This is a genomic window from Ornithinimicrobium sp., assembly GCF_051004135.1.
Taxonomy (GTDB): domain Bacteria; phylum Actinomycetota; class Actinomycetes; order Actinomycetales; family Dermatophilaceae; genus Ornithinicoccus.
On record NZ_JBPCKQ010000036.1, the window covers coordinates 1 to 11,463 of the forward strand.

At 71.0% G+C, this 11,463-nt stretch carries 10 protein-coding genes and 1 pseudogene; 1 reads left to right on the forward strand and 10 read right to left on the reverse strand.

What is annotated here, in order from left to right; translation table 11 throughout:
* The 6 genes and pseudogenes from ACR2FV_RS01890 to ACR2FV_RS01915 form a co-directional block, all read right to left on the reverse strand.
* A pseudogene (locus tag ACR2FV_RS01890) lies at positions 1-247 on the reverse strand (glucose-6-phosphate dehydrogenase); the annotation flags it as partial.
* Positions 248-351: 104 nt separating this feature from the next.
* Entirely contained in the window at positions 352-1,071 is a 720-nt protein-coding gene (locus ACR2FV_RS01895; protein ID WP_434014029.1) for an aspartate/glutamate racemase family protein, read from the reverse strand.
* Positions 1,064-2,074, reverse strand: a complete 1,011-nt coding sequence (locus tag ACR2FV_RS01900) for a D-cysteine desulfhydrase (RefSeq protein WP_434014030.1) — start codon at positions 2,072-2,074, stop codon at positions 1,064-1,066. The genes ACR2FV_RS01895 and ACR2FV_RS01900 overlap by 8 nt, the downstream gene beginning before the upstream one ends.
* Before the next feature lie 175 nt (positions 2,075-2,249).
* Positions 2,250-2,900, reverse strand: coding sequence for a DegT/DnrJ/EryC1/StrS family aminotransferase (locus tag ACR2FV_RS01905; protein WP_434014031.1), 651 nt, complete (start codon positions 2,898-2,900; stop codon positions 2,250-2,252).
* 40 nt (positions 2,901-2,940) lie between these two features.
* Positions 2,941-3,792: a FadR/GntR family transcriptional regulator gene (locus ACR2FV_RS01910; protein WP_434014032.1), complete on the reverse strand. Its 852-nt coding sequence runs from the start codon at positions 3,790-3,792 to the stop codon at positions 2,941-2,943.
* Positions 3,793-3,866: 74 nt separating this feature from the next.
* A complete protein-coding gene (locus ACR2FV_RS01915; protein WP_434014033.1) occupies positions 3,867-4,523 on the reverse strand; it encodes a hypothetical protein in 657 nt (218 codons plus the stop codon).
* Positions 4,524-4,634: 111 nt separating this feature from the next.
* Between ACR2FV_RS01915 and ACR2FV_RS01920 the strand changes: the two genes are divergently transcribed.
* The gene (locus tag ACR2FV_RS01920; protein WP_434014034.1) at positions 4,635-5,159 is read left to right on the forward strand and encodes a DedA family protein; all 525 of its coding nucleotides are present in this window, start codon (positions 4,635-4,637) and stop codon (positions 5,157-5,159) included.
* A gap of 187 nt (positions 5,160-5,346) precedes the next feature.
* Here ACR2FV_RS01920 and ACR2FV_RS01925 read toward each other — a convergent pair whose 3' ends face one another.
* The 4 genes from ACR2FV_RS01925 to ACR2FV_RS01940 form a co-directional block, all read right to left on the reverse strand.
* Positions 5,347-6,222 carry an ABC transporter permease gene (locus ACR2FV_RS01925; RefSeq protein WP_434014035.1) on the reverse strand — a complete coding sequence of 292 codons (876 nt, stop codon included), beginning with the start codon at positions 6,220-6,222 and terminating at the stop codon, positions 5,347-5,349.
* Positions 6,219-8,963: an alpha/beta fold hydrolase gene (locus tag ACR2FV_RS01930; protein WP_434014036.1), complete on the reverse strand. Its 2,745-nt coding sequence runs from the start codon at positions 8,961-8,963 to the stop codon at positions 6,219-6,221. Before ACR2FV_RS01930 ends, ACR2FV_RS01925 begins: the two co-directional genes overlap by 4 nt.
* Positions 8,964-9,157: 194 nt before the next feature.
* Positions 9,158-10,267 (reverse strand): winged helix DNA-binding domain-containing protein, encoded by a 1,110-nt coding sequence (locus ACR2FV_RS01935; RefSeq protein WP_434014037.1) that lies wholly within the window; start codon positions 10,265-10,267, stop codon positions 9,158-9,160.
* A gap of 154 nt (positions 10,268-10,421) precedes the next feature.
* Positions 10,422-10,904, reverse strand: a complete 483-nt coding sequence (locus tag ACR2FV_RS01940; RefSeq protein WP_434014038.1) for a hypothetical protein — start codon at positions 10,902-10,904, stop codon at positions 10,422-10,424.
* Between the last annotated feature and the right edge of the window lie 559 nt (positions 10,905-11,463).

Below are 11,463 nucleotides of genomic sequence, written 5' to 3' on the forward strand. Positions count from 1 at the left end.
CCTGGACGTAGTCGGCGCTCGTGAGCAGCTCCTCGACGCGGTCCTCCGGCACCTCGGCGCCTTCCAGGGCGGTGCGGATCGTGTCGTGCCACTCCTTCGTCGACATCTCGGCGCGGTCGGCGCCGACGACCCGGATGCGTCGTTCCGGCTCCACGGCCAGCAGGGTGCCCAGGCCGGGCAACAGCAGCCGACTGGTCAGGTCCCCCGAGGCTCCGAGGATGAGCAGGGTCGTCGCCTGGTCGGCCATGGGTGTCGCTCCCTGAGTCGTGTGGGTGGTCCCTTCATACCGGCCGGTATGCGGGGCGCGGCCCAGTCTGTCAGCGGACCCGCCACCGAGCCTCTCGAGCGTGCTCAGCTGCGGGTTGCGCGCTCGATCGTGCGCAACGCGAGCTCCAGGGCCGGGTCGATGACGTCGACGTCATCGCCGGCAGACAGGTCGCCAAGGAGCGCGGAGACCTCGGTGCAGCCGGCGATCGTCGTGGCCGCCCCCCGTTCGCGCAGGTCGGAGCGCATCTCCTGCACCTGCGCGTGCAGCCGTTGCTCGGACCGCCCGGCCTTCACGGCGTCCACCACCCCCATCAGCGCCTCCTGCTGTGACGGCATCGGCAGCAGCCATTCGATGCCGGCGGCGTCGAGGGCGGCCTGGAAGACCCCGGAGGCCAGGGCGCCGTCGGTGGCCAGCAGCCCCACCCTGCGGGCATCCCGACGCTGGATCGCGCGGACGGTGGTGTCGATGATGCTGAGGAACTCCACCGGCTGGTCGGCCAGCACCGGACCCAGGTAGGCGTGGATGGTGTTGCAGGGCACCACCACGATCTCGGCGCCCGCGCCCATGAGGTGACGCACGCCTTCCTCCAGCCAGGGGGTCGGGTCCGTCCCACCGGCGAGCAGCGCCTGCTGCCTGCTCGGCACGGTGGGATCGGCCCAGATCACGACCCGCAGGTGGTCCTGGTCCCGCTGGGCGGGGGTGTGCCGGACCAGCTTGGCGTAGAAGTCCACGGTGGCGGCGGGGCCCATCCCCCCGAGGACGCCCACCACCTTCGAGAGGGTGGGCGTCTGCTGCTCAGCCACCTGCCGTCGCCAGCACCGCGTCGGGATAGGCGTAGATCGCCGGCGAGCCACCGGTGTGGATGAACAGCACGTTGCTGTCCTTGGCGAAGTGCCCCTGCTGGACCAGGCCGATCAGCCCGGCGGCGGTCTTGCCGGTGTAGACGGGGTCGAGCAGGATGCCCTCCAGCCGGGCGAAGGTCTGGATGGCGGCCGTCATCTCCTCGGTGGGCAGGGAGTAGCCCGGGCCCACGTAGCCGTCGTCGACGGTGAAGGCCTCGGCCGGCACCTCGCGCTCGGCACCGGCCAGCCGCGAGGCCTCGTTGGACAGCGTGTGCAGCTTGGCCTCCTGCGGAGCCTGCTGCGCACGCACGCTGATCCCGGTGACCGGAATCCCGCTCTGGTTGCCGTGGAAGCCGGCCACCAGCCCGGCGTGCGTGCCACCGGAGCCGCTGGAGCACACCACGTGGTCGATCGGCAGAGACCCCTCGAAGGACTGCGCCAGGATCTCCTCCGCGCAGGAGACGTAACCGAGGGCACCGAGCGCGTTGGAACCGCCGCCGGGGACGATGTAGGGCGTGCCACCCGCCTGGCGCACGCGCTCGGCGATCTGCTCCATCCCGGCCTTGAGGTCGGCGCCGCCCGGGACGACCTGGATCGACTCGGCACCGAGCAACCGGAAGAGCAGGTTGTTGCCGCTGGAGTTCTCGTCATAGGAGCCCTCGACCCGCTCCTCCAGGAGCAGGTGGCACCTCAGCCCCTCCTTGACCGCCGCGGACAGGGTGAGCCGGCAGTGGTTGGACTGCACGGCGCCGGTCGTAATGATGGTGTCGGCGCCCAGCGCGAGCGCGTCGGCCATCAGGAACTCCAGCTTGCGAGTCTTGTTGCCGCCACCGCTGAGGCCGAGAAGGTCGTCGCGCTTGATGTAGATGTCGGGTCCACCCAGGTGCTCACTGAGCCGGGGCAGCGGCTCGATCGGCGTGCGACCGACGGTGTAGTGACGGCGGGGGATGCGGGCCAGATGCATCAGGTTCTCCTTCTTCGGTGGTGTGCAGGCTTCGGTGGTGTGCAGGAATGGGGGGTGGAGCAGCCGCAGGTCGTTCAAGGCGTGGCTACGGCCTCCTGGACAGCGAAGCCGACGATGTATTCCCACTGCGCACGTCGACTGGTGAAACCGCGCATCGTCGGCGCGCCGTACCACTTCACCGGCAGCCCGTAGCCACTGGCGACCTGCACCACCGTGGCGATCTGCTGCTGGGTGAAGTCGGGCAAGGCGAACTGGAAGGAACTGCCGACGTACTCCTCCCGGTCCGCGCGCCGGCATACCCGGACGTGCGGGATGTCGCCCAGGAGGTCTCCAACTCGCGGTAGAGCTGGTTCATCCGCTCGCCGCGCCCAGGCACCATCCCCAGCTGCGGTCGGATGAGTGCCGCGGCCAGCGCAGTCATCCGCAGGCTGTAGCTGGCGACCTGTCCACGCAACGGCTCAAAGACGCTCATCGGCGACCGGGGCCGGTGCTGCTCGTAGCGCAGGTCGCTGCCCGGGTGCTGGACCGCCCTGGGGACGGGCGCCAGGGTGTATCCGTTGAGCAACACCGGGTCCCCGGGCTGCACCCCGCACGCTCGCAGCGCCACGAAGATCGCGGCACCGCCGGAGCTCACACCGACCGCGTAGCGCCGGCCGACCAGCTCGGCCAACCGCGCCTCCACCTCGGCGGCGTCGTTGACCTCTTCGTCCCCGAACTCGGTGTAGCGGAACAGCCGCCCGCTGCGCATCAGCTCGGTGGCCCGCGCGATCCCCGCCTCGGGTATGGGGTCCGGCTGGGTGAGGTCGAAGTCGAACCGTGCCGGCACGCTTCGGGGTGACGAAGATCCTGAGAGCTGCCTGGCGGGGTCAGTCCTTGACGCTGCGGACACGAGCCTCACCTCCACCGGGACGTGGTGGACGACTAGTCAGGATGGTCGCGGAGGCATACGGTCCGTCGTCCAGGAGCGCGGCAAAGTCCTCGATCGCGCGCTCTTCGACGCTCGGGTCGCGCTGGACGACCGTGAGGGCATTGCGGGCCGAGGATGTCAGGTGCTGCCAGGTCGACTCGGCGGCGCCCAGCGCATCGCGGTCCCGGATGGCCTGGACGGTCTCCCGGTGCTGGCCATGCCAGATCGGCGGCAGCTCGCGGTCGGCCCATGCCTGGTCGCGGGTAGGGCGCAGGGGTGGAGAGACCAGGACGTCCAAGAGGCGGACGACGGGCTCGGTCATGAAGGAGTTGCGACAGACCTCGGCCAGCGCACGGTGCACCCGCAGGTCGGTCTCACCGTGCAGGGTGGGCTCGTGGACGACCATCTCCATCGCCTCGATCAGCTCCTCGGCCTCGGCAAGCTTGTCCAGGTCCGGGTCGCGAGCAGCCACCGCGGCGACCTGCGGCTCCAAGAGGAGGCGAGCCTCGAAGAAGCGGAGCACCTCGCGTGGGGTGACCTGCACTGGAGTCCCGGGCGAGACGATGTGCGGCGTCACGCTGATGACCCGGCTCCCGGAGCCGCGGACCGAGTCGATGTATCCGACGAACTGCAGTGCACCGAGGGCCTCCCGCACCGAGGGCCGGCTGACCCCGAACTGGCGGGCGAGCTCGGTCTCCGACGGAAGTCGCGTGCCCAACGGGAACTCGCCCGACTGGATGCGCCCCACGACCTGCTCGGCGATCCGCACTGAGATCGACTGGTTGCGCTCAAGAGACTGGAACTCGGCCACTGCGCCCCATCCGATCAATTGTCTGGCTAATTTGCTAAGTTGTCTGTCATCTTAGGATGGGCGCCTGCGGGCCGTCAAGCATGGCGCTCGTGCTCCAGCACGCTCGCCACACCCAGCAGCGCTGCCTCGCCCGAATGAGCCCCCATCAGCTGGATGCCGATCCCCCGCCGGCGTGGTCGCGAGCCCAAGGAATCGTGACCGCTGGATGGCCGGTCAAGTTGCCGAGCAGCGTGAAGCGTGACATCGCCGCTCGGGTGGTCCACGCACCGTCGCTTGCTGCGCGTGCCGGCCGCGAAGATGCAGGACAACAGGAAGGCCAGGACCGCGTAGAAGGCGCCCTCGACCCCCGGCTCCACTCCGAACCAGAGCAACCCGTTGACCAGGCCGCCCTTGGCGAGCAGCTCGCCGAAGACGCCGGCGAAAAGGTAGGCCAGGATGATGACCGCGCCGGTGTGGTTGGACAATCCGCGGATGATCGTGCCGGCGAGCTCGCGCGGTGTCTTGGTGAGCAGGAGCCCCACGACGACGGCGGCCCACCCCCCGACCCAGAAGCTGGAGATGGCGGCACGCTCCGCCAACGACAGCCACAGCAGCACCCCCACCAGCACCACGGCCGGCACCAGCGCGGCGAGCGGGCCACCCCACATCTGGAGCGTGTGCTCAGGTGCCGCGTCGTCCGATGGCGTCAGCTCGGTGTCGGCTCCGGCCTGGTTGTCAGTGGTTGTGCTCATCAGCGTTCCAATCCTCGGTGGTGATCGGTAAGACTCGCCAGCGCACCGGCGACCTATCGCCGCCACGATCGGGCGAGGGTTGTCCTACGCAGTGTCGTGCGCGGATGAGGTATGCCGTCGTGGTGGGAGGGCCCGTCCTTCTGGCTGGTCGTCTTCTCGCTGACGATCGTGGCGATGGGTCGGGGCCAGGGGACCTACTGGTTGGCACGACTGACCCCAGAGCAGGCGCTGCGGCATGCCCATCCGGTGACGGGGTGGCGAGGCACGATCCATGCGTGGCTGCAGGACGACGGGTTGGCCCGCGGTCGGCAGGCCCTGCAGCGCTGGGGTCTGGCGATGGTGCCGCTGTGCTACCTGACCGTGGGATTCCAGACCCTGGTGCTGGCCGCGGCCGGCGTCATGCGCATCCGGTGGTCGCTCTTCACACTGGTGCAGCTGCCGGGCGCGATCGCGTGGGCCCTGATCTACGCCACGATCGGCTTCGCCGCCTGGCAAGCCATGCTGGCGGCCGGCGCAGGATCGCCCTGGACGCTCGTCGCTCTGGTGATCGCCGTCCTGGCTCTGGTCGTCGCCGCCGGCGCACGTCGGCACCTCGGCAGGCGGGCCAAGCCCGCGGCAGCTGACATCATCGGCTGAGCCCAGCCGACCGCGGTTTGCGCTCCCGGCCTGTCGTGTCGAGACCCCCTGTACCGATGTGCGCTCCACTGGGCCCTGCGCCAGGCGCGCCCGCGCGCACAACGGCCGGGCCGTACCGATGTGCGCTCCACTGGGCCCTGCGCCAGGCGCGCCCGCGCGCACAACGGTCACCGGATCGAGTTGACGCTCAGCTGAGGATGTCCTTGCGGGCGAAGTGCCGGTAGGCCAGGGCCACGAACACGACGGCGTACAGCAGCGCCCACAGCACCCCGGGCAGCAGCGAGGCGTAGTCGGCGTCCGGGGCAAAGATGCCGACCCACTCGAACGCGTAGTGGTTGGGCAGCGCCCTGCGGTAGTCACCCAGGGCGTCCAACGAGTCGAGGATCGAGGACACGATCGAGGACAACACAGCCACACCCACGGCGGCCAGCGGTGCGTCGGTGCGCACCCCCATCCAGAACGCGGTGGCGGCGAACGGCAGCTGGCTGACGAAGATGTAGACCGCGCCGATGCCGAGCCGGGCCAGCGTCTGTGGCCAGTCCAGCGCTCCGCCGGCTCGAAGGTTGAGCGGCTCCCACCCGTAGAAGATCGCACCGACGACCAGCACCCAGAGCAGCAACAGCGTCACGGCGATGGCCGTGAGGGCCAGACCCACGAGCAGCTTGCTGGTCAGCAACCGCGCCCGCGGCACCGGCGCGGTGAGCAGATAGCGCAGCGAGGCCCACGAGGCCTCCGACGGCACAGGGTCGCCCACGAAGAGTGCCCCCACGATCAGGATCAGCAGGGGAGCGCTGACCAGCAGCATGAAGATCGCGAAGTTGCCGGCTCCGAGGGTCGCCAGGTCGGAGAACCGCTGGCCGCCCTCGTCGCCTCCGTCGCCCAAGGCAAAGGCGCCCACCACGATCAGCGGCAGCACCAGCAGGATGCCGAAGGTCCACCGGGTGCGCAGCCGGCCGACCTGACGCCGGGCCTCGACGACAAGGCTCAACGGAGCCCTGGTGCGCCCGCTGGGGCGAGGAGCGTCTGCACGGCGGTCCGAAGCGTTCTGCACGGCGCTGCTCATCGGGCCCTCACCTGGTTGAGCTGGTCGGCGCTGCCGGCGCCCGCGATGGTGGACAGGAACACGTCCTCCAGGTTGCGCCCCTGCTCGACGCCGACCTCGGCCACCGACCCGGCAGCCAACACCTTCCCGGCGTGCATGACCACGACGTGTGAGCAGGTCATCTCCACCTCGGCCAACAGGTGACTGGAGACGACCACGGTCCGCCCGCCCTCGGCATACCGCGCGAGCATCGGCCGCATCGCCGCGATCTGCGGCGGGTCCAGACCGTTGGTGGGCTCGTCCAGGATCAGCACCTCCGGCATCCCGAGCATCGCCTGGGCGATGCCGAGGCGCTGGCGCATGCCCTGGCTGTAGGACTTCACCGGGCGGTGCACGGCGTCGCCGAGGGCGGCGATCTCCAGCGCGTCCTCGATCTGGGCGTCCTGGACCGGCTGACCGGTGGCGGCCCAGAAGGCTTTCAGGTTGTCCAGCCCGCTGAGGTGCGGCAGGAAGCCCGGCCCCTCGATGAGCGCGCCGACCCGGGTGAGCACGGGCGCCCCGGCATACACCGGCCGGCCCAGCACGTGCACCGATCCGGCGTCGGGGCTGATCAGCCCCATCACCATCCGCAGGGTCGTCGTCTTGCCGGCGCCGTTGGGCCCGAGCAGCCCGACCACCTGCCCGCGCTCGGCGTGCCAGGTCACGTCGTCGACCGCCCGGTGCCCGTCCGGATAGGCCTTGACCAGGCCCTGCACGACCAGGGGCACGTCGGCCAGGTCGGCAAGCACCGGGTGCGGCCGGATCCGGTTGCGCAGCGCGGCGAGCGCGAGGACCAGCAGCAGGACCAGCAGGGCGATGCCGACCCCGATCGTCTCGGTGTCCCAGACGCTGGTGGTGGAGACCGGGGTGCCGGTCGCGACCGGGACGCTCAGGGCGGGGGCGGACAGCTCGATCCGGTCGGCGCGGGCCTGGCTCGGCCCGGTGTATGCCGAGTCGGTGGCAGTGACCAGCACCCGCCAGGTCGACCCGCCGGGCAGCTCCCAGGTCCCGCCGGGCAGCGCCACCCGGACCGGGGTGGCGACGCCGGGCTCGACGTCGACCTGGACCGGCGCGACCAGCCGGCGGGGCAGCACGGGGGCACCGTTCTGCACCTGCCACAGCGAGACGAAGAAGGTGCTGGCCGGGCCGGTCGAGGTGACCTCGAGGTCGACGCTGGGCTGCCCCACGACGGTCAGCGCCGACTCCAGCGGCTCGGTGTCGAAGGCCACCGACTGGCCGGGCAGGGCGGACAACGGGTAGGTCGGCAGTCCTCCCAACAGCCCCCCGAGGCCGGGGACGGCGGTGGTGGCTTGCGGCACGCCACCCGGCGGGTTGAGCATCGCCGGCGGGCCGGTCGGGGTCAGCTGCAGCTGCTGCGTGCCGGTGTCGGACCCGGCCGGTGGGTAGGAGTCGGTGTCGACGACCCGCTCACCGTCGCTGCCTCTGGCCGGCGGAAGCGCGTAGGCGAAGGCCGGCAGGGGCAGGGTCTCCTGGGTCACCGTCACGTCGGGGCGCAGGGTGCCGTCCAGCCAGGCCAGCAGGTCCTCGGTCTGCTGCTGCGCCTGGTCGCCCGAGTCCTCGGCCGGTGCCTCCTCGGCGTCGCCGGGCGGCCCGTCCTGCTCGACGGGGGCGGCGGACTGGGTGGCGCCGTCATGCCCGCCGTTGAACCAGCTGACCGCGACGGGCACCTCGGCTTCCTGCAGCGCCCGCGCGTTGGCGTCGACCTGGTCGATGCCGAAGAGGGTGTCGGACATGCCCTGGACCAGATAGACCGGAGCCCGCACCTCGGCGAGGGTGGAAGCCGGACTGTGCTCGGCGAGCAGGTCGAGCAGCTCGGGGTCTGCCTGCCCGGTCTCGGCGGCGCCGAGGAAGAGCCTGCACACCTCGGCGTCGAACCGTCCGCACAGCGGGTTGCCACCCTCGCTGGCGCGAGCCTCGCCCGCCGCAGGGTCGCCCGAGCTGTCCGTGCCCTCGGCCGCAGGATCCTCGGCGCTTCCCGACGGGTCGGTCAGCGACAGTCCGCTGTCGGCGAGGCCGCCCCCGACCGAGCTGCCGAAGAAGGTGGAGGCCCACCATGCCTTGAATGGTCCGGGTTGGTCGATTGTCTCGGCCGCCAGGGCGGACTCCTCGTCGTCGGCCGTGGCCAACGCGGACTGCGGGAAGAACGCGTCGGCCAGGTCGTGCCAGGTGATCGAGGCCGCCACGGAGTCGACCCGGTCGTCCGCGCCGGCCGTCATCAGCGCAAGAGCCCCGCCGTAGCTGCCGCCGGCCACGGCCACCCGTGGGTCACCGGGCTCGTCCAGCTGCACGTCGGGCTGCTCGGCGACCAGGTCGATGAGAGCCAGGGCGTCGGCGACCTCGTAGGCCGGGTCGTTGAGGTGGATCGAGCCGCCGGACTCCCCGAAGCCGCGCGCGGTGTAACCCACGGCGAGGTAGCCGGCGTCAGCGAGCGCCGTGGCCTGGTCGACCAGGTCGTCCTTGTCGCCGCCGAAGCCGTGCGCCAGGATGACCGCCGGCCACGGGCCCGCCTCGTCGGGGCGGTGGAGGTCGACGTCGAGGCTCACGCTCCGACCGTCCGGCTCGGCACCGACGGGCACCTGCATCGTCTCGGCACCGGCGCCCTGGGCCTGCACGGCGCCCATCGCCGGCGCGACCAGCACCGGTGCCGCCACCAAGGCCAGCACGGCACCAAGGGCGGCGGAACAGCGGGCGGCGCGCGGCATACGGTCCTCTCGGCGGGGATCGGGGCAGTCCGCAGTGGCCGCCTCGGGGAGATCGTGTTCCCTCAACGCCACCGAGGCCGAGGACGTTCCCGCAGGCCAGAAGGGCGAAGCGCACAGAACCGGTACGGCCGAGGTCGGGCGCTCCGGTTCGTTCAGGGGGCTCGACGGGGTCACCGCCCCGAGACGAGAGCCCCTCAGCGCAGCAGCTCGGCGTTGATCGCGCCCGGGAAGCGGACGGCATACCGGACCGGCCCGAGGATGGCGCGCAGCTTGACGGCGCGCTGCGCGACCTGAGCACGACGTGCGGCCGGTACGTCGACGAAGAAGTGAGTGCGGATCGAGCCGTCCCTGGCCTGCCCCCACGCCCCCACCACCTGCCCGTCGACCCAGATCGTGGGCCCGGCGTTGCCGTTGCGGTCCCAGGCGGGTGCGGCCTTCGCGGGAAGGTAGAAGCTGCGTTCCTTCCAGCCCATCACCGTGGGGTCCAGCCCGGGCAGCAACGCCACCCATGGATCCGGTTCGAGACTGGTGCCGGCGTCGTCGGCTGCGACCCACGCCGGCCCGTCGTCGGTCTCGACCTCCTGCGCAGCAGCGTCGGCGAGGGCGCGGGTCGTGGCCGTCTTGCTCCACCCGGCCCACCACTGCAGATCGGTGCTGGTGGCCGGTCCGAACCGCTGAAGGTAGTGCTCAGTCAGGTCCCGGCGGGCCCCCCGCTCCGGCAGGCCCCCGACCCCACCTGGGAGCCAGTCGTCCATGACCGCCCAGGTGTACTGGCCGTTGATCCAGGTGCCGGTGGGCCGGGTGCGCACCAGCACACCGTCGAAGCCCAGCCCGGACAGCACCCGGGGATGTGCCGGGAGGCTCCTTCCGGAAGGGTCGCTCACCCCGAGCGGCACGGTCAGCTCGGGGAGTCGTCGGCCGATTTCCCGGGTGGTCATGGGTCCGTCCCCACGGAGCAGCTCGACCACCTGCCGCTTTGCCCGGGTGAGCCACTCCTCGGGCTCCGGCACACCGCCGACCCCCAGGAAACCCACGGTCCGACGACGCTCCGCCGCGGCGACCCGGAGCGTCGCAGCAGCATGCATCCGCCGTGTCGTGGCCGGAGTGGCGACCCAGAGTGTGCGGCGTGGCGACCCAGAGTGTGCGGCGCATGGCATGGTGGCGGACAACCGAGCGCACCGCATACAGCGCCTCGTCCACCGCGTCCAGGCGCGGCTCGCGCATCCGCGCCAGCACGCTGAGATAGACGCTGACCGGGTCGCTGGAGTGCAGCGCGACGAGCGCGTCGGCGATGCGGGCGACATCGTCGGTGCCGGTCTCCGTCGCCAGGAGGTGGCGCCGGGCCAGCCGGGCCCGTCGCTCGGCCGGATCGACGCGTCTCACCGTGCCGAGCCTGCCGTAAGCACCGTCAGCGCGCGCAGAACCCCGTGCAAACCGAGCTGGAGGCGCACAACATCCCTAGCGAATCGGGCCGGAGCGGGCGTCGCGCACGTGCACCAGCACGGACGCACCCAGGATGAGCAGGCCGGTGCCGGCCAGCCCCGCCCCGACCAGGCTGGGGGCGGCGTAGCCGTAGCCGGCGGCGATCACGAGCCCGCCGAGCCAGGCGCCGAGGGCGTTGGCCAGGTTGAGGGAGGCATGGTTCATCGCCGCGCCGAGGGTCTTGGCCGCTCCGGCCACGCTCATCAGCCGCAGCTGCAGCCCGATCACCCACGCGCCGGTGACCGCCGAGACCCCGAAGAGGGTGAGCAGAGCGGGCAGGGTCCACTGGGCGGTCACCGTGAAAACCAGCAGCAGGCCCGCCATCACCAGGCCGTTGAGCACCAGCGAGCGCAGGATCGACCAGTCCGCCATCAGCCCGCCCATCCAGGTGCCCACGATCGAGCCGACGCCGAAGACCAGCAGGAAGATCGGCACCCAGGACTCCGACCGGCCGGTCACCTCGGTCACCGTCGGCGCGATGTAGGAGTAGATCGCGAACTCTGACCGCGTGATGGGTGAGCGTTGGCGGGGTTGGCTACAGGCGACTGACCTGCACTTTCACCGCTTACAGCGTTGATGAGTGTGGACGGGATACGGACCTACTGCGGACTTTCTGCGGACTGAGAGGACTCACCATGAACACGACACCGACCCAGGCCCACGCGGACACCGATGGCCTACCACCCGGCGAGCCGGAGCCCGAGCAGGGCGAGCCCGTCACGGCAGAGGACATGGCTCGCATCTTCGGCCTGTGAGACGTACAGCACCCCCCGACGGCCTGAGGCTGCATCGGGGGTCATGGCCACTGTCATCGAGTGGGAGGTTCCCCGCGACAGGCAAGCACTCTGTGAGCGTTCGTGGGCGGGTGTCGCAGTCGAGCACGACTGCACAGGTCGCCACTGGCCCACCGTCACGGCAGACGGACCCAACGGGAAGACTGAGCTCGGAGCCAGCGCCCTCAAATTGGCGGCCGACCTAGTGGACATCGATAGTCGGATGAAATAGGGCATTGGGGGGC

Bases quoted from the DNA above. Each gene is read 5' to 3' on its own strand.
- ACR2FV_RS01900 (WP_434014030.1), bottom strand. From the start codon at position 2,074: ATGCATCTGGCCCGCATCCCCCGCCGTCACTACACCGTCGGTCGCACG.
- ACR2FV_RS01915 (WP_434014033.1), bottom strand. From the start codon at position 4,523: ATGAGCACAACCACTGACAACCAGGCCGGAGCCGACACCGAGCTGACG.
- ACR2FV_RS01920 (WP_434014034.1), top strand. From the start codon at position 4,635: ATGCCGTCGTGGTGGGAGGGCCCGTCCTTCTGGCTGGTCGTCTTCTCG.
- ACR2FV_RS01925 (WP_434014035.1), bottom strand. From the start codon at position 6,222: ATGAGCAGCGCCGTGCAGAACGCTTCGGACCGCCGTGCAGACGCTCCT.
- ACR2FV_RS01930 (WP_434014036.1), bottom strand. From the start codon at position 8,963: ATGCCGCGCGCCGCCCGCTGTTCCGCCGCCCTTGGTGCCGTGCTGGCC.
- ACR2FV_RS01935 (WP_434014037.1), bottom strand. From the start codon at position 10,267: ATGTCGCCCGCATCGCCGACGCGCTCGTCGCGCTGCACTCCAGCGACC.